The sequence below is a fragment of the Streptomyces gottesmaniae genome (assembly GCF_031845845.1).
Classification (GTDB): domain Bacteria; phylum Actinomycetota; class Actinomycetes; order Streptomycetales; family Streptomycetaceae; genus Streptomyces; species Streptomyces akebiae.
Genome location: NZ_JAVRFJ010000030.1, coordinates 63,663 through 82,669 on the forward strand (window position 1 = coordinate 63,663; position 19,007 = coordinate 82,669).

General features: G+C 71.2%; 8 protein-coding genes. 5 read left to right on the forward strand and 3 right to left on the reverse strand.

Annotation, left to right across the window (positions count from 1 at the left end):
• Positions 1 to 4: 4 nt before the first annotated feature.
• The gene (locus RM704_RS29725) at positions 5 to 2,857 is read left to right on the forward strand and encodes an SUKH-4 family immunity protein (protein ID WP_033524900.1); all 2,853 of its coding nucleotides are present in this window, start codon (positions 5 to 7) and stop codon (positions 2,855 to 2,857) included.
• Positions 2,858 to 3,098: 241 nt separating this feature from the next.
• Positions 3,099 to 3,974 (forward strand): cellulose-binding protein, encoded by an 876-nt coding sequence (locus RM704_RS29730; protein WP_033524899.1) that lies wholly within the window; start codon positions 3,099 to 3,101, stop codon positions 3,972 to 3,974.
• Between the two features lie 155 nt (positions 3,975 to 4,129).
• On the opposite strand, the gene RM704_RS29735 is transcribed toward RM704_RS29730, so the two are convergent.
• Both RM704_RS29735 and RM704_RS29740 read right to left on the reverse strand, forming a co-directional pair.
• Positions 4,130 to 5,713: a sodium/solute symporter gene (locus RM704_RS29735; RefSeq protein ID WP_192829537.1), complete on the reverse strand. Its 1,584-nt coding sequence runs from the start codon at positions 5,711 to 5,713 to the stop codon at positions 4,130 to 4,132.
• Between the two features lie 89 nt (positions 5,714 to 5,802).
• A complete protein-coding gene (locus tag RM704_RS29740) occupies positions 5,803 to 6,246 on the reverse strand; it encodes a DUF485 domain-containing protein (RefSeq protein ID WP_033524897.1) in 444 nt (147 codons plus the stop codon).
• Between the two features lie 364 nt (positions 6,247 to 6,610).
• Here RM704_RS29740 and RM704_RS29745 point away from each other — a divergent pair, with 364 nt between their 5' ends.
• From RM704_RS29745 to RM704_RS29755, 3 genes are all read left to right on the forward strand, one after another.
• Positions 6,611 to 10,255, forward strand: coding sequence for a LamG-like jellyroll fold domain-containing protein (locus RM704_RS29745; protein ID WP_311591369.1), 3,645 nt, complete (start codon positions 6,611 to 6,613; stop codon positions 10,253 to 10,255).
• A gap of 172 nt (positions 10,256 to 10,427) precedes the next feature.
• On the forward strand, positions 10,428 to 16,883 hold the full coding sequence (locus RM704_RS29750; RefSeq protein WP_033524924.1) for a polymorphic toxin type 30 domain-containing protein: 6,456 nt from the start codon (positions 10,428 to 10,430) through the stop codon (positions 16,881 to 16,883).
• Positions 16,884 to 16,897: 14 nt separating this feature from the next.
• Positions 16,898 to 17,242, forward strand: a complete 345-nt coding sequence (locus RM704_RS29755; protein ID WP_033524895.1) for a hypothetical protein — start codon at positions 16,898 to 16,900, stop codon at positions 17,240 to 17,242.
• Positions 17,243 to 17,322: 80 nt separating this feature from the next.
• Here the strand turns inward: RM704_RS29755 and RM704_RS29760 are convergent, their stop codons facing one another.
• Positions 17,323 to 18,819 carry an MFS transporter gene (locus RM704_RS29760; RefSeq protein ID WP_192829536.1) on the reverse strand — a complete coding sequence of 499 codons (1,497 nt, stop codon included), beginning with the start codon at positions 18,817 to 18,819 and terminating at the stop codon, positions 17,323 to 17,325.
• Positions 18,820 to 19,007: the final 188 nt, after the last annotated feature.

Sequence of the window (19,007 nt, forward strand, 5' to 3'; positions counted from 1 at the left end):
TTCGATGGTGACGTTCGCTCAGGCGCAGGAGCGCGCCGAGGAGTGGATCAACGGCGATCTGCCGGGCTATCAGCACCGTGAGGTGCGGGTGCGGGAGTTCGAGCTCGGGTTCGTGGTGTGGGCGGAGGACCGGGCGGACGGTCCGCGTTCCGACGGTGGCGCGCAGCGGCTGGTCATCGCCCGGGACAGCGGGGAGGCCACGCTGTGGCCGTCGCTGCCGGTGGGTGAGGTGATCCGCCGGTTCGAGGAGGAGTACGGGCGTACGGAGGCGGCCGCGGCCGCCGCGCCGGCGCCTCCGGCTCGGGTGGATCTGAATCAGACGTCGTTCCTGCTGACTCCGCCGGAGTGGTTGCAGGACGCGGCGGACCGGATGGGGATTCCGGACCACCGTACGGGTGCGGGGGCCGGGTCCGGGTCCGGTGCCGGCGCCGGTGCCGGTGCGTCCGAGGGTGCCGGGTCCCGTCCGGCCGCCGTCGGCGCCGATTCCGGCTCCGGTACGGGTGGTTCCGGTGCTCCGGGTGCCAATGGGGCGTCCGGGGGCGGCGGTTCGCTGCCCGAGACGATGGCGGGGCCGGTCGGGCAGTCGCCCTCGGCCGGTCCTGGGGCGCCCGACGCGCCGGCCGACGCCACGCCGTGGCCGGCCGCCGCCTCGGCGGAGGACGAGGTGCGGGACGCCGTGCCGCCGAGGGACGCCGAGCCGCACGACGTGGTGCCCGCGGGGGCGACCCCGTGGGCCGGGACGGACACCAACGCGGAGGCCGAGGACGACCGTTCGGTGCCGCTGCCGGACACCGTGTTCGCGCCCCAGCTGTCCGAGGTGAGCGACGCGGACGACACTCCGCCGCCCAGCGCGCTGCCGGACGCCAAGACGGCGCTGATCTCCGGCGGCAGCCAGCTGCCGCGTACGACGGTGGCGCCGGCCATGGGCGGCCCCGGTCCCGGCGCGGGTGCGCAGGGCGGCTCCGCGCAGCCGTCGCAGCAGGTCCCGTCCGGCCCGGGCACCCCGCCGCCGGGAGCCCCGCAGTCGTACGGGTACCCGCAGGGGCCCGGCGGTCCGCAGGGCCCGGGGACCCCGCCGCCCGGGGCGCCGTCGTACGGCTATCCGCAGGGCCCTGGTGGTCCGCAGGGACCCGGTACGCCGCCTCCGGGGTCTCCGCCGGCGCCCCACGCCGGTGACATCGCCGACGCCGCGACGAGCAAGGCCGCGCCGCCGCCGCGTCGGGGTGGCGCGGCCGGTGCGCCGCCGCCTCCGGCTCCGCCCGGGACCCCGGGGATGCCGGGTGCCCGTCCGGGTGCCACGCCTCCGCCGCAGTCCGGTCCCGGCGCTCCGGGCACCCCGGCGGGCGGGTACGTGCCGACCCAGATGGTCTCCTCCCTCGGGCCGGGTGGCCCGGGTGGTCCGGGTGCTCCCGGTGCACCGGGGGCTCCTGGTGCTCCTGGTGCGCCTGGTGCGCCGAATCCGCCGGGGGGTACGCCTGCCGGTGGTGTGCACCACGCGGCGACGATGCTGGCCGGGCCCGCCGTGGGCGGACCGGGTGCGCCGCTGCCGCCGGGGCCTCCTGGCGCTCCGGGGCAGCCGGGTGGTCCGCACGCCCCGGGTGCGCCTGGTGCTCCTGGCGCTCCTGGTGCGCCGAATCCGCCGGGGGGTACGCCTGCCGGTGGTGTGCACCACGCGGCGACGATGCTGGCCGGACCTGCCGTGGGCGGTCCCGGTGCGCCCGGTGCGCCCGGGGCCCCGCAGCCGCCCGGGCCGCCCGGGATGCCGCCGGGGGCTCCCCACGGGATGCCCGGTCAGCCGATCCCCGGTCAGCCGATGCCCGGTCAGCCGGGGCCGCCGATGGGGGCTCCGCCCGCGTACGGCTACCCGCAGCCGCCGGCCGGGCAGCCGACCGTGGGCCCCGGCTACCAGGCCGTCCTGCGCTTCCGGGCGCCGGACGGGTCCGAGCAGCAGGTGATCCGGCGTTCGGCGCCGGGTACGCCGCACCCGGAGTGGCAGATCTTCCACGAGCTGCGCGGGATGAACATCCCGCCGGAGGCCGTGCTGGAGCTGCACACCGAGTTGGAGTCGTGCGAGCTGCCGGGGGCGTACTGCGCGCGGATGATCCGTGAGCAGTGGCCGAACGCGCGCATCACGTCCATCGCCCCGTACGGCAAGGACCACGCGAGCCGGCAGCAGGGTATGGCCCAACTCCTCGCTCACCAGGGCGAGTTGCACCAGGTCGCGGACGGTCCGGCGCGGCCCGCGCCGGTGCGGGCGCCGTTGCCGCCGGTGCAGCCGGCGCCGCCGGTCCCGCCGGAGGCGATCGGGCAGGAGCTGGCGGCGGCGTTCGGGCCGGGTGTGTTCCGGTTCGACCAGCAGGCGGTGTCGCGGCAGGGTGTTCCGCCGATCGTGGCGCACACGCTGGTCGTGGCCGGGCTGCCGGTGGACATGGGTCCGTTCTTCTGGGCGCAGGCCCAGCCGGGCCGTCCGGTGCCGACGCTGGCGGAGCTGGCGCAGGAGCGGGGTGTGCAGCCGGCGGCGGACGCGGGCTCGTACCTGGTGATGGGCAGCGACTTCGGCAAGGCGCTCTGTGTGCAGTACGGCACGGCGAACATCGTGGCCGTGCCGGTGGAGGCGGGGCCGGGCGGCGCGCCCGTACCGCCGCAGTTCGTGAACACGGGTCTGCCCGAGTTCGCGCGCTGTCTGGCTCTGCTCGGCCGGATGTGGCGGCTGCGCTTCGGTCTCAACCAGGAGCAGGCGGGTCGCTGGACCGTCGACTTCCAGGCGCAGCTCGCGGCCCTCGACCCGGCGGCGCTCGCCTCGCCGGAGAGCTGGTGGTCGGTGCTGCTGGAGCAGATGTGGGACGGGTTGCTGTGACCCGTCGCGGCTGACCTCCACGTCGGCCGTCCGCCATACGCATGACGCGAGGGCCCGGCCCGGACACGCAGGTGATCCGGGCCGGGCCCTCGCGCGCGTCCGGGGCGGGGGCCCTGCGGGTGTCCGGCCGTCCGCTCCCGTGACCTCGCACGGAGTGTCGCGTTATGAACACTTTGGTCCGATCCATCAAGATGTGGCGCGAAATCATCATTTCGTGTGCGTCCGGCGGAGAGGGCCCAGCATGAGCAGCGCACCGACGGCACCCCATGACTTCGAGTTCGACGTCGTACGGCGTGGCTACCGTCCCGACGAGGTCGACGCCCACGCGGCGGCTCTCTCCAGGGACCGGGACGCCGCGTGGGAGCGGGCCGCCCGGCTGACCGTGCTGGCCCGGGAGATGGGCGCGGACCTCGACCTGCTGCGCGAGACGGTCGCCGGGCTCACCCCGCAGACGTACGAGGCGCTCGGCGGGCGCGCCCGGGAGTTGTTCGAGCTCGGTGTCGAGGAGGCGGCGGCCGTTCGCGAGGGCGGGCGTGAGGACGCGCGGCGGATCGTCGCCGAGGCGGAGGAGGCCGGGCAGCGGCTGCGGGGGGCCGCGCAGGCCTACGCGGACGAGGTGCGGGGCGAGGCCGAGGAGCGGGCCCGGCAGGTGTTGCTGGCGGCTCAGGCCGAGGCCGACGATCTGCGGATCGAGGCCCGGCGGGGGGTGAAGGAGGGGCGGGGCGAGGCGTTGGCCGCGCTGCGGGAGATGCGGGAGCGGACGGAGGGGATGCTCGCGGAACTCCAGAAGGAGTACGACGAGCGGGTGGCCGAGATCGAGCGGGAGGCCGCCGAGCGGGAGGCCGCGTTCGACGCGGCGCTGGCCGAACGGGTCGCCCGTGCGGAGGCGGAGCTTCTCGCGGCCGAGCAGGGGTTGGCCGACGCGGAGGCCGATGCGGCGCGGATGCGGGAGGAGGCGGAGGAGCGGGCCGCCGAGGCGTTGGCGGAGGCTCGGCGGCGGGAGGAGTGGGTGGCTCGGGAGACCGAGCGGGTGTTGCGGGAGCACGGGGAGAGGTGGGACGACGTTCGGGCGCACATGGACTGCATCCGGGAGAGTCTGTCCGCGTTGACGGAGTAGGCGCGGGTGGGGAGTCAGGGGGGCGGGGGTGCGTTGTCGGGTGCGGGTGGGTGGGGGTTCTCGCGCAGTTCCCCGCGCCCCTGGGAGGCGCCCGGCGGTTCCAGGGCAGCCGGAGGCTCCGCTCGTTCCTGAGCGGTGCCTCCGGCTCTCGGTCGTCAGTCGCCCCTTCTTGTCGCGCCTGCCAGGATCCAGCCCTCCACGGCTTCGTACTGTCTGCGTTGTTCTTCTGCCTTGGCGCGGCCGGAGAGGGTCGTGCCGAGCCAGCCGAAGGCGAAGCCGAGGGGGATGGAGAGCAGGCCGGTGGTGGTGAAGGGGAACCAGTTGAAGTCGGCTCGGGGGAAGGCGGAGTGGGGGGAGCCGGAGACCAGGTTGGTGCCGGTCATGAGAATGAGGACGGAGAGGCTGCCGCCGATGAGGGTGTACATCAGGCCCGTACGGGTGTAGCGGCGCCAGAAGAGGCCGTAGACGAGGGCGGGCGCGATGGCGGAGGCGCCCAGGCAGAAGGAGAGGGTGACCAGCGGCTGGAGGTTGCGGTGCTGGACCATCGTGGCGAGGACGATCGCCGTGACGCCGACCGCGCACGCCGAGAGCCTGGCGATGGTCATCTCGCGACGGGGCGTGAGCGGTTGGCGGGCGCGGGCCGCGAAGACGTCGTGGGCGAGGGAGTTGGCGCAGGCGAGGATCATGCCGGCGACGGAGGCGAGCAGCGTCAGGAAGACGGCCGTCGTGACGGTGGTGAAGAGCAGCGTCTCCGCCGTGGACACCTCCGTGCCGAACGCCGCCATCGATCCCAGCAGATAGGCCGTGTTGCCCTGGGGGTCGGCCGCCGCGATCACCTCGCGGCCGATCAGGGCCGTCGCGCCGAAGCCGATCACCGAGATGATCAGGACGAAGAGGGCGACGGAGGGGACCGCCCAGGACAGTGAGCGGCGGACCTGACGGGCGCTGTTCGCGGTGTACATGCGCATGGTGATGTGCGGGAGGCAGGCGCCGCCGAGGACGACCGTCAACTGGGCGCTGATCATGTCGAGTTCGGGGTACGGGCCGCCCGAGAACTGCAGTCCGGAGTGGAGGTAGCCGGTGCCGATACCGCTCTTCTCCGCCGCCGCGCCGAGCAGCAGGCCGGGGTTCCAGTCGAACTTGTGCAGGATGAGTACGGCGACGAGCGCGCCGGAGCCGAGCAGCATCACGATCTTGAGGATCTGGATGAGGGCGGTGCCCTTCATGCCGCCGATCGCCGCGTAGCCGATCATCAGCGCGCCGACGATCACCACGACGCCGGTCTTCAGGCTGTCGCTGGAGAACCCGAGGATGAACGCCAGCAGGTCGCCGGTGCCCGCGAGCTGTACCAGCATCATCGGCATCAGCGCGGCGATCGTGACGACGCAGGCGACGATGCGTACGGACCGGCCGGGCATCCGCCGGGCCAGCGCGTCGCCCATCGTGAACCTGCCCGCGTTGCGCAGGGGTTCGGCCAGCAGGAACATCAGCAGCATCAGGGACAGGGCCGTGCTCAGGGCGAGGACGACACCGTCGTAGCCGAAGAGGGCGATCACTCCGCCGGTGCCCAGCACGGTCGCCGCGGAGATGTAGTCGCCGGCGATGGCGAGGCCGTTGCGCATGGGGGAGAGCGAGCCGTAGCCGGTGTAGAACTCGTCGAGGTCGTCCCGGTCGGGGCCCGTCATCACGCACAGCAGGAGCGTGATGGTGGCGACCGCCGTGAAGCCGACGAGGGACATGGCCTGTGCCGACCCGCTGAACTCGGCGAGTCCGCCCGCGGCCGTGGTCGAGGGGGCGCCGGCGGTGAGGGCGGTGGTGGCGGTGACGCTCATCGAACCGTCCCCCGCCTCGCGTCGACCGCCGCGAGGTCGCGGATGCGGTCGGCCAGCGGGTCGACGCGCACGCGCGCGGTGTGCTCGTAGAGCCAGATGGCGAGGCAGGTCACCGGTACCTGGAGGAGGCCGAGCAGCAGGCCCATGGAGAGTCCGCCGCTGACCTCGCTCGTCATGAACGACGGGGCGAAGGCGGACAGGAGCAGGAACAGCACGAAGTAGCCGAGGGCCGTCAGGGTCGCCACCCGCCGCTGCCAGCGGTACGCGCCGCGCAGCACCCGCAGGTCGCTGTGGTGGCCGAGGGAGGGGTGGCGAGGGGCGGCCGGGTTCGGCTGCGGTTCCGGTTCCCGGCGGGCCCAGGGGTAGGTCTGGTACGAGGGGGACGAGGTGTGCGGTGTGTACGGGGGTTGGTGCGGGGGTGACGAGAACGCGTCGGTCATCCCGTGGTCTCCTTGCGCGGCTCGGGTCCGGGTGCGGACCGCAGGGAGGGGGGCGGGCGTGAACGCTACTCGTGGGTTCGGCGGAGCGCGAGCTTTTCGACAAACTGATCGGTCGGTATGCGCTTACTTGGAGGATCCGGCGCTGACCTGGGGTGTTACCCGGATTAACTCAGGTTTTTGAACGAGGGTCAGAAGGGGCTTGTGGAGTTGCTGTGCGCACCGTGTGAGATGTGCCTCACCGATCGCCACTTGGTCAGCAAAACGACACTGGTTACCCTCCCCTTCGACCAAGTGCACGACCAAAAATAAAAAAGCGGGGGGAAGAGTGCGACCACACAGTCGCAGTCGAGCCATGCGCGGAGCGATGACCGTCGCTTCCGCGGTGCTCGTGCTGGCCGGCGGCCTACAAGCCGCACCGGTGCAGGCGGCGGGCACGGACAGGGACACGGGGAACACCGGCCGCACGGCCGACGACGGGGCACGGGGCAAGGACTTCTGGGAGGACGACGAGCTGCCGGCCGCCACGGCCGAGGCACGCGCCTCCGCACGGGCCGTCGCGTCCCGAAAGCCCGTCGTCGTCGACGCGTTGACGTCCTCGACCAGCCGGGTCGTCGCCCATCCGGACGGGACCTTCACCGCCGAGACGGCGACCTCGCCCGAACGCGTCCGCAAGGACGGCGCGTGGACGGACATCGACACGACGCTCGTCGCCCGCCCGGACGGCGGCCTGGCGCCGCGCGCCGCCGAGGACATCCGCTTCTCCGGCGGCGGCACCGACGAACCGCTCGCCCGGATGGTGCTGGCGGGCAAGGAGTACGCGGTGTCGTCGCCGTGGGCGCTGCCGGAACCGGAGGTCGACGGCTCGTCGGCGGTGTACCGGTCGGTGCTCCCCGACGTGGACCTCGCCGTGCAGGCCCACCCGGACGGCTTCACCTACCACCTGGTGGTCCACAGCCGCGAGGCCGCCGCCGACCCGGCCCTGCGGAAGGTGAGCTTCCCCGTCGAGACCGAGGGGCTCTCCGTACGCACGGACGACACCGGCGCGGCCTCGTTCGTGGACGCCTCGGGGCACGCGGTCGTCTCCAGCGGCTCGGCGCTGATGTGGGACGCGGGCACCGGGGACGAGCCCTCGGGCACCGGGGACGAGCCCTCGGCGGACACCCCGGCGAAGAAGGCCTCGTCGGTCCGGTCGGCATCGTTGTCGGGCTCCGCCGCCGAGGACGGCGCCCACTCCCTCGGCACCGACGCCGTCGCCGACTCCCTCAGCGCCGACGCCACCTCCCGTACGGCCGTCATGGACACGGCGGTCACCGACGACACCCTGACCGTCGTCCCGGACCAGGACTTCCTGACCGACCGGGACACCACCTACCCGGTGGTCATCGACCCGCCCGCGGTCAAGGCGACCCTGACGGGCTGGACCGCGCTGTGGTCGGACTCGCCGGGCACCAGCTTCTGGAAGACCAAGCACGCCCTCGGCGTGGGCTACGACGCGTACGTGGACAACAAGAAGTCCCGCTCGCTGTTCCAGTTCGACACCCGCAGGGTGGCCGGCAAGAAGATCCTCGACGCCACCTTCACGGCGTACGCGATCTGGTCGGCGAACTGCGACAAGCGCGACGTCCACCTGTACCGCACGAGCCCGATCTCCTCGTCCACCACCTGGAACTCGCAGGACAGGTCGCTCAAATGGCACGCGAAGGTCGACACGGTCTCCGCGGCCAAGGGCCACTCCGCGGACTGCAAGGACGGTGACATCGAGTTCGACGCCACCGCCGCCGTCGCGCACACCGCGAAGGCGAAGGACACGCTGACCACGCTCGGTCTGCGGGCCGACGAGGGCGACCCGATCGCCTGGAAGCAGTTCATGTCACCGCTGGACCCGGAGGCCACGTCCGCACGCAAGCCCCGGCTGTCCATCACCTACGTCACCCCGCCGGACAGCAAGCCGTCCTCGGTGAAGATGTCCGACCCGAAGATCGCCTGCTCGGCCTCCACGGCACCCGCGCAGATCCGGGACGCCACGCCCCGGCTGACCGCGACGCCCACGTCGAGCGACGCCTCCAACGCCTCGCTGCGCCCCCACTTCGAGCTCTACAAGGGCAGCGCGACCACGGCGACCTCGCTGAGGCCGACCACCTGGACGGACAGCGGCACGGCCGGCACCTCCGTCACCGCGACCCTGGACGAGAAGGTCACGTACAAGTTCCGGGCCCGCACCGAGTACAAGTACACCTGGAAGGGCGACACCCACTCCCTCTACGGGCCGTGGTCGGGCTACTGCTACTTCACGGTGGACTCCAAGGGCCCGCTGCTGCCGAAGGTCTCCTCGACCGTCTACAAGGAGTGCGCGGGCACCAGTTGTGACGCCGCCGACCCGGAGCAGGGCAGCGTCGGCATGACCGCCGGCTTCAAGATCGAGGGCGGCGCCGGCGACGTCCGCCGCTACGACTGGTGGCTCAACGGCGTGAAGCTCGGCAGCAAGTCGTTCACCGCCAACACCCCCGCGTACGAGATCGAGGCCGCGCCCGACAAGCGGCTCACCAACACCCTGCGCGTGCAGACCTACGACGGGGCGGGCAACGCCAGCCCGCACGCCGACTACCAGTTCCGGGTGGCCAAGGGCTCCGACCCGGTCGCGAGCTGGAAGTTCGACGAGGGCAGCGGTACGACCGCCGCGGACTCCTCCGGCCACAACCGCACGCTCAGCCTGACGTCGACGACCTGGACGGACAAGGCCCGCCTCGGCGGCGCTCTGCGCACCGCGGGCGTCAGCGGACAGGGCGGTGTCACCGCCTCCACCGTGCTCGACACCACCAACAGCTTCGCCGTCGGCGGCTGGGTGCGGCTGACCTCCAAGGACCACATCTCCACCGTGGCCACCCAGAGCGGCACCCGCGCGGGCGCCTTCCAGCTGTACTTCTCGCAGTCGCTGGACCGCTGGGTCTTCAACCGGTACGCCACCGACGCCGACGAGCCGACGATCGTGCGCGCCCAGTCCAAGAAGCCGCCCGTGGTGGGCGCGTGGACCCATGTCATGGGCGTCTACGACCACAACAAGAAGCAGATCAGGCTCTACGTCAACGGACAGCTCCAGGCGGCCACCGAGTTCACCACCCCCTGGGCGGCCAAGGGCACCTTCGAGGTCGGCCGGATGAAGGCGAGCGGCCGGTACTCGTCGTGGTTCGAGGGCGACCTCGACCACATCCAGGTCTGGAACCGGGTGGTCTTCGACAACGAGATGGGCGCGATCGCCAACGCCGAGAACCCGGCCACCGGGCAGACACAGCCCGCGCTGCTCGCCAACTGGGGCTTCGACGAGACCTCCGGCACCGTCGCCGCCGACGCCACCGGCCGGGGGCACGGCCTGACCCTCGAACAGGGCGCGGCCTTCGCCACCACCGACGACCCCGCCCACGGCAGCGTCCTGGAGCTCGACGCCGCCCAGTACTCCCGGGCCACCTCGCCCGTCTCCCTGGACGAGTCCGGCAGCTACACCCTGGCCGGCTGGGTCGACCTGGCCGCCCAGTCGCGGCTGGAGAACACCACCATCGCCCACTCGCCGACCGTCTTCTCCCACCCGGGCGCCGAACGGAACTCCTTCCGCCTCTGGTACCGGCAGCCGGAGGGCCAGAGCGTCGGCGACTGGAACTTCGGCCGCTACGAGACGGACGTCCTGCTCGGCCCGGCCGCCACGGTCACCTCCGACGAGGTCAACGCGCCCGGCGGCTGGGTGCACGTCGTCGCCGTCTTCGACTCGGTGAACAGCTCCATCAAGCTGTATGTCTCCGGGCAGAGGCAGGGCGACGAGGACGGTGTGCTCAGCGAGGACACCTACCAGCCCGCCGGGCCCCTGATGGTCGGCGGTTCGCGCCGCCACGACAACGGCGAATGGGGCAACCCGCTGCCCGGCCGCCTCGACGACCTGCGGGTCTACGCCGGCGTGCTGTCCGACGCGGAGATCACACAGCTGGCGACGGTGGACGAGCCGCCGGTGCCGATCGAGTAGCCGACCCCCTTCCTTCCTCTTCCAGCGGTGTGCCGGGCCGTGCGCCCGGCACACCCTCGTCCCACGATCCGGGAGAACTCCCCACGTGTTGTCCAGGAACAGCTCACTGCTGCCCAAAAGCTGGGCATGGAGCAGAGCGGGCCGACGCCGGCTGGCGTCCGTCGTGCTGCCCGTGTCCACGGCGATCGTCGCCACGCTGCTCAGCGCCGCACCGGCGCTCGCCGCCGACGACGACCGCGACCACAGCGCCCTGCAGAAGGCCAAGTACGGCAAGGCCCGGCCCTTCGACCCGAAGGTCACCAAGGTCAAGGACCCGACCGTGGCCGCCGCGCGCGAGACGCTCGCCAAGGCCCGCGCGAAGGTGACGTGGCCGGACGCGTCGGCCGTGACGGTCAAGCCGTCGAAGGCGGTGAAGGCGACCAAGACAGCCGCCACGGCGAACACGGTGAACCCGGCCAAGACGGCCAAGACGGCCACCACGGCGATGACGGCCAAGACGGCCAAGGCAGCCGAGGCGAGCACCGTGCCCGAGGTGCGCGTCCTCGGCCGCAAGGCCACAGGCCGGCTCGGCATCGACGGCCTGGTGTTCACCCTCTCCGGCGGCGACGGGGCCAGGACCGCCACCACGGTCGACTACAGCTCCTTCGCCGACGCCTACAGCGGCAACTGGTCCTCCCGCCTGCGTCTCGTCCAGCTCCCCGCGTGCGCGCTGACGACGCCGGACAAGGCCGAGTGCCGTAGGACGACCCCGGTGGCGTCCGAGAACGACGCCGAGGCGGAGACCGTGACCGCCCAGGTCACCCCGCCCAAGGCCAAGACGGCCAAGGCCCGGCCCGCCGCCATGGTGATGGCGCTGTCCGCAGCGGCCGGCTCCGACCAGGGCACCTACGAGGCCACGCCGCTGGCGTCCTCCTCCACCTGGTCGGCCGGCGGTTCCAACGGTGACTTCACCTGGAACTACCCCCTGGAGACCCCGCCGTCCCCGGCGGGCCCGGCGCCCAACCTGTCCATCGGCTACTCCGCGCAGAGCGTGGACGGCCGCACCTCCTCCACCAGCGCGCAGTCGTCCTGGATCGGCGAGGGCTTCGACCTGTCGACGTCGTACGTCGAGCGGGCGTACGGCAGTTGCGAGGACGACGGGCAGGACAAGAAGTACGACCAGTGCTGGAAGGAGGACAACGCCTCCCTCGTCCTCAACGGCAAGTCGACGCCCCTGGTCAAGGGCTCCGACGGCAAGTGGCGGCCCAAGAGCGACGACGGCGAGCGGGTCGTCCACGACACCGGCGCCGTCAACGGCGACGACGGTGACACCGGGGAGAAGGGGGACAAGGGCGAGTTCTGGACGGTCACCTCGACCGACGGCACCCAGTACGTCTTCGGCAAGAACCGGCTGCCCGGCTGGAGTTCGGGCAAGCCGGAGACCAACTCGGTGTGGACGCTGCCGGTCTTCGGCGACGACTCCGGCGAGCCCGGGTACTCCTCCGGCGACTCCTTCTCCGGCCGCGCCAAGACCCAGGCCTGGCGGTGGAACCTCGACTACGTCGTGGACCCCCACGGCAACGTCATGACGTACTGGTACGACAAGGAGCTCAACCACTACGCCAAGAACGGCACCACCGGCAACGGCACCGAGTACGTCCGCGGCGGCTGGCTCAAGCGCATCGATTACGGCCAGCGCACCGACACCGTCTTCTCCACCACCCAGCCCGCCGCGGCCCGCGTGAAGTTCACCGTCGCCGAACGCTGCCTGCCCGTCTCCGGCGGCGAGACCTGCGGTTCGCTCACCTCCGCCAACCGCAACGCCTGGCCGGACGTCCCGTTCGACCAGATCTGCGCCGCCGACAAGCCCTGCACCGACCAGCCCAGCCCGGCGTTCTTCACCCGCAAGCGCCTGACCGACGTCACCACCCAGGTGTACGACGGTGCCGGCAGCGCCGAGACCGACTACCGCGCCGTCAACGCCTGGCACCTCGGGCAGACCTTCCCCGACCCGGGCGACGGCTCGGACGCCGGCCTGTGGCTGGACTCCATCAAGCGCACCGGCAAGGCGGGCACCGACGCCTCCCTGCCCGCGGTCACCTTCAGCGGCATCCAGCTGCACAACCGGGTCGACCGCACCGGTGACGACGTCGCCCCCTTCATCAAGTGGCGCGTCCGTACGGTCCTGTCGGAGACCGGCTCCAAGCTCACCGTCAACTACTCCAAGGAGGACTGCGTCGCCGGCAGCGACGTCCCGTCCGACCTCGACTCCAACACCCGCCGCTGCTACCCGGTCAAGTGGATCCCGCCGTCCAACCCGACGCCGGGCACCGACCCCAAGCCGCGCACCGACTTCTTCCACAAGTACGTCGTCACCCAGGTCACCGAGTCCGACCCCTACGGCGGCGCCCCGCTGAAGCAGACGGACTACACCTACAGCGGCGGCGGCGCGTGGGCGTACGACGACGAGTCGCCCATCACCCAGGCCAAGTACCGCACCTGGAACATCTGGCGCGGCTACCAGAAGGTCACCACGACCACCGGCGAGCCCTCCGGCACCCGCTCGAAGTCGACGACCCTCTACTACCGGGGCATGGACGGCGACAAGCAGTCCGGTGACACCACCCGCAAGGAGACGGTCACCGACTCCACGGGCAAGGCGGTGACGGACTCCGAGCAGTTCGCCGGCCAGGCCCGCGAGCAGATCACGTACAACGGCGTCGACGGCGCGGAGACCAGCGGCACGATCAACACCCCCTGGTCCCGCACGACCGCCACGGACAAGCACTCCTACGGCACGGTCAACGCGTACATGGTCCGCACCGCCTCCACCGTCACCCGCACCCCGGTGACCGGCGGCACCACGCTGACCTCCACCAAGTCGACGACGTACGACCCGACGAGCGGTCTCGCCCTGAAGGAGGAGACCGACGCGGCGGGCGAGAAGGACTGTGTCGTCACGGAGTACGCCGTCAACGACACGGCGTGGATCCTGTCGCTGCCCAAGCGGGTGGAGAAGGTCTCCACGGGCTGCGACGCGACACCGAAGCGGACGAACGATCCGAAGACGACCGATGTGATCTCGGACGTCCGCACCTCCTACGACGACCAGGCCCACGGCAAGGCCCCGACGAAGGGCCTCCCGACACGCGAGGAGCGCGTCACGGGCTACAAGGCCGACGGTTCCGCCGTGCTCCAGACGGTCACGACCAGCAAGCACGACGCCCTGGGACGGGTGACCGACACCTGGGACACCAACGGCACCAGGATGAAGCACACCGAGTACACCCCGGCGACCGGCGGACCGCTCACGAGGACGGTCGAGACCAACGCGCTGGACCACACGGTCACCACGGACCTCGCGCCGGAGTGGGGGGTGAACCTCTCCACCACCGACCCGAACGGCAATCGGACCGAGATGGCCTACGACTCCCTCGGCCGCCTCACCGACGTCTGGCTCGCCGACCGCAACCGGTCCGCCGACCAGGCACCGAACCAGAAATTCGAGTACAAGGTCCAGAACACCGCCGCGTCCTGGGTCGCGACCAAGGCGCTGCGCAACGACGGCAAGACCTACGACACCCGTTACGCCATCTACGACTCGCTGCTGCGTCTGCGGCAGACCCAGACGCCCGCCGCGACAGGGGCGGGCCGGGTGATCACCGAGACGAAGTACGACACCCGCGGCCTGGAGGTCTCGGCCGTCTCCGACTACGTGGACACCAAGGCGCCCTCCGGAGCGCTGGCCGATCTGCTGACCGCCGCACCGGCCGGGACCGCGGTCGAGTACGACGGAGCGGGTCGGCCCGTGGTGGAGAAGATCCTCGTCAACGACAAGGAGTTCTCCCGCACCAAGCACACCTACATGGGCGACACCACCGTCGTCGAGCCGCCCGTCGGCGCGTCGGCCGTACGGCAGCGGGTGGACGCCCGCGGCCGGCTCGTGGAGAAGCTGGAGTACGACGGCAACACGGCCGGCGGCGGCTTCACCCGGCTCACCTATGGATACGACCACGCCGATCGGCTCACCAGCGTCAAGGACGACGACGGCAACACCTGGACGTACGGCTTCGACTTCCTGGGCCGTGAGACCAGCGCGAGCGACCCCGACGCGGGAGCGACCTCCTCCGAGTACAACGACCTCGACCAGGTCGTCGCGACCACCGACGCGCGGAAGAAGACCATCGGCTACACCTATGACCTACTGGGCCGTTCGACGGGCAAGCTCGACGGCAAGGTCCCCGTGGTGGACGGCAAGCCGACCCCCGACGACGCCAAGTACCTGGCGCGCTGGACGTACGACTCCATCGCCAAGGGACAGCTCACCTCGTCGATCCGGTACGTGGGCGGCAAGTCCGGCAACGTCTACGCGTCCACCAACGCCAAGTACGACAAGGTCTACCGCGTCCTGAGCGAGCAGTACACGGTCAGCAAGGCCGAGGGCGACCTGGCCGGTGCCAGTGGTGTGTACACGATCGCCAACGAGTTCAACCTCGACGGCACACAGAAGAAGCGCACCATCCCCGCCATGGGCGGTCTGGCCCAGGAGGTCCTGGAGTACGGCTACACCGAGAAGGGGTCGCCCGACACCCTCCAAGGCCTCACCGGCATCGTCCAGAACACGGACTACCTGCCGGCCGGCGAACAGATCCGGGTGACACTCGGCGTGTCGTCCACGGCGAACTGGACCGAGATCAACCGGAGTTACGAGACGGGCACCAAGCGGCTGGCCCGTCAGAGCGTGGTCTCCGAGACCAACTCCGGCACGGACTCGGACGTGTACTACCGCTACGACCTCGCCGGAAACCCGGTGGAGGTCGAGGACAGGGCCACCAGCCCCAGTGACCGGCAGTGCTTCACCTTCGACGGCCACCGTCGGCTGAAGGCCGCCTGGACCACCACCGCCGACTGCGCCACGGCTCCCACCAAGAGCAACGTCGGCGGACCGGCGGCGTACTGGCAGTCGTTCTCCTTCGACACGGCCGGCAACCGCAAGTCGGTCACCAACCACCTGACGTCGCAGACGACGTCGTACCAGTACAAGACGACCGACCAGCCGCGTCCGCACGCGCTGGCCTCGACCGAGACCAAGAACTCGGCCGGAACCGTCACCGCCGAGTCCGGCTACACCTACGACCCGTCGGGCAACGCCGTCACCCGTACGACGGGCGGGAAGACCCAGCGACTCGACTGGAACACGGAGGGCAAGCTCGACAAGGTCACCGAGGCCGACGGCACCACCACCGAGTACCTGAACGACGCCGGCGGCAACCGACTGGTCCGCCGGGACAAGACCGGTACCACGCTGTACCTGGGTGAGACCGAACTGCGCCTCGACAAGGCGAGCGGCAAGGTCGAGGCCACCCGCTACTACAGCCACGGCGGTCAGCCGGTGGCGGTCCGCACGACGGCGGGGCTCACCTGGATCGCCGGCGACCACAACGGCACGGCGAGCGTGCAGGTCGACGCCGCGACCCAGGCCGTCACCCGCAGGCACATGACGCCCTTCGGCGAGGCCCGCGGAACGGCGGCCAAGTCATGGGTGGGTGAACGGGGGTTCGTGGGAGGCACCCAGGACCCGACCGGCCTCACACATCTCGGGGCACGCGAGTACGACCCGGCCACCGGGCGGTTCATCAGCGTCGACCCCGTGGCCGACGTCACCGATCCGCAGCAGATCAACGGCTACGCGTACAGCAACAACAACCCCGTCACCTTCGCCGACCCCGACGGCAAGTTCTTCGGCGCGATCTTCGCCCTGATCCGGGCCATCGTCCGGATCATCGTCGCGGTGATCAACTACCTGCGCTGGCGGGCCGCTTCGTCCGCGCAGTCCGGCGGTATGTCCACCATGGGCAGCGCCAACTACGCGAGCAGCGGCGGCACCGGCACGGACTGTTCCGCCACGTATCCGGCGTACAAGCCCGGCTGCAACACCAATGTGGAGCCGGAGGACCCGCGTGCGGAGGGCTCGTTCAAGGACAGCCTGGGAGGCATCGGCCACAACCTGGTGTCGGGCTTCGAGGCCATGTCCAACTTCAGCCCCGTGTGCTGGTTCGAGGACTGCAGCGGTGGCACCGACATGTACGACGACTTCGTCGAGAAGCATGGCGTGGACACCGACTCGCAGGCCTTCGACTCCGGGGACAAGGCGGCCGAGGCGGCGGGCTTCGCCACGGGTGGCATCGGCTTCCTGAGGTCGCTCGCGAAGAAGCTGTTCAAGACCACCAGCAAGAAGGCACCCAAGGGCGACGTGCCCCAGGCCAAGGCCGCTACCCGGATCAAGGACGGAGGGTGGGACCTCCAGGGCGGTGCCAATCCGCTCAGCATCGTTCCCAAGAACGCGACTCCGGAGAAGTGGACGCAGATTCCGGGCGGTGCCGCGAAGGGCGCCAAATGGAAGTGGACGGATCCGGTGACGGGCAAGACGGTACGTCTCCGAGTGCACAGTTCGGACCCCAGCGCCCCGGCCGGCAGCAACGCGGCCAAGGGCGACATCGTCCGCATCCAGATCGGAAATCAGTTCCAGGACATCACCGGTAAGCTCTACCACAAGAATGTCCACAAGCCGGCCAGTGAGAATTACAATGCCGCCGCCGCGAACGCGACCCATATTCCCTGGCCCAGTCAGCACAAGCTGCCGTACTGATCGGAGAGAGCGCGATGGGTATCGGCAACAGAAGACTGGCCGAGCTGATCAGGGAACTGGTCAGCGACGACGGACGGCGACGCGAGAGGGGCAGTGACCGTGTCGAGGACTGGATGAACTCCTACTCCCCGAAGGAGGCAAGGGTCATCGCCGAGACACTGGCGCTCATGGCGTCCTTCGAGGAGTCACGGACGTGCCTGGAGGCTCAGCTCCACGCCCTGTCCGAGCTGGACACCGCCGACCGGACAGGTGGCGCGGACCTGACTCCGCTCCGGGACATTCCCGACGCTCGAATTCACGTCGAGCACCGGGACTATCTGGAGGATCTCGCCCCCTATCTCGAAAAGGGAGCGGAATAACCGGGGAGTTCGGGACAACGGACCGGAAGTGAAAGGTGCGGGGCGGGTACGCGTCATGGCGTGCCCGCCCCGCACCGCGCTCAGCCCTTCAACACCGGAAACCTCCGAGGCGCCACCAGCACCAGCACCAGCAACGCCACCACCGCCGCGCCCCCCGCCCCCAGGTACACCGCGTGGACCGCGTCCGCCACCGCTCGGCGGACCGGTTCGGACGCCGGGCCGGAGCCGAGGTCGTGGGTCACGGCGTCGAGGTCGCCCGAGCCGCCCAGCCGGGACGCCAGGACCCCGTTCGCGACCGCGCCGAAGGCCGCCGCGCCCAGGGTCTGCCCGGTCTGGCGGCAGAAGAGGATGGAGGCGGTGGCGGTGCCCCGCTCCTCCCACTCCACCGACGACTGCACACCGATGATCAGGGGGAGCTGGAAGAGCCCCAGCGCGGCGCCCAGCAGGAGCATCAGCAGCGTCGGTTGCCAGGCTTCGCCGGGGTAGGGGAGGAAGGCGAACGAGAACAGGACGAGCGCCGCACCCGTGATGCCGAGGATCGCCGTGTCGCGGAAGCCGATGCGGCGGTAGACGTGCTGGCTGAGGGCCGCCGACAACGGCCAGGTCAGCGTCCAGACGGAGACGACGAAACCGGCGGCCACCGGCGCCAGCCCCAGCACCGACTGCGCGTAGGTCGCCAGGAAGACCGTGGGCGCCACCATCAGCAGGCCCAGCGCGCCGAGCGCCAGGTTCACCGCCGCGATCGTGCGCCGGCGCCACACCCAGCCCGGGATGATCGGCTCGGCGGCCCGGCGCTCGATCAGCACCAGGACGCCGATCAGGGCGACTCCCGTGCCCAGCAGGCACAGCGAGGGCCAGGAGAACCAGGACCAGGCCACCCCGCCCTGCACCAGCGCCATCAGCAGGGCCCCTCCGCAGGCGAGGATCGTCAGGGCGCCCGCCCAGTCGGTACGGGGCCGGCCGCCCGTCGACTCCCGGGGCGGCTCGTGCAGATGACGGACCAGCAGCCATAACGCCACCGCGCCGAGCGGCAGGTTGATGAGGAAGATCCAGCGCCAGTCCGCGTACGTGGCGAGGACACCGCCCACTCCGGGGCCCGCCACCGCCGACACCGCCCACACCGTGGACAGTCTGGCCTGGATCCTGGGCCGCTCCGCCAGCGGATACAGGTCCGCCGCCAGCGTCTGCACCGTGCCCTGGAGGGCGCCCCCGCCCAGGCCCTGGACGATCCGGAAGGCGATCAGGGCGGCCATGTTCCAGGCCAGCGCGCACAGCAGCGAGCCCAGCAGGAACAGGGCCGCGCCCGCGACGAGGACCGGCTTGCGGCCGAAGGTGTCGGAGAGCTTGCCGTAGACGGGGAGGGTGACGGTGACGGCGAGCAGATAGCCGGAGAAGAGCCAGGAGAAGACGGAGAAGCCACCGAGGTCGGCGACGATCTGCGGTACGGCGATCGAGACGATGGTGGCGTCCAGCGCGGCCAGGCCCATCGCCAGCATCAGCGCGGCGGTGACCGCTCTTCGGCGGCCGGATCCGGTGTGCCGTGTCGCCTCGCGTGTCGCGGGTCTGGCGCCGCCCACCGGGTTCTCGTCCACCGAATGCCTTCCCCTTGCACCTATCTGCCGCCGACCACCATGCCATTGACCCTGACGCCACGGCAGGGTGCAGCCTGGTCGCACCGGAAGGAGGAGGTGAACCCCGAGTCCGTCTCCTCCCGGCGGGCGAGAACCCCTAGGGGTACCTCCGTACTACGGCCGGGGGCGGGTTC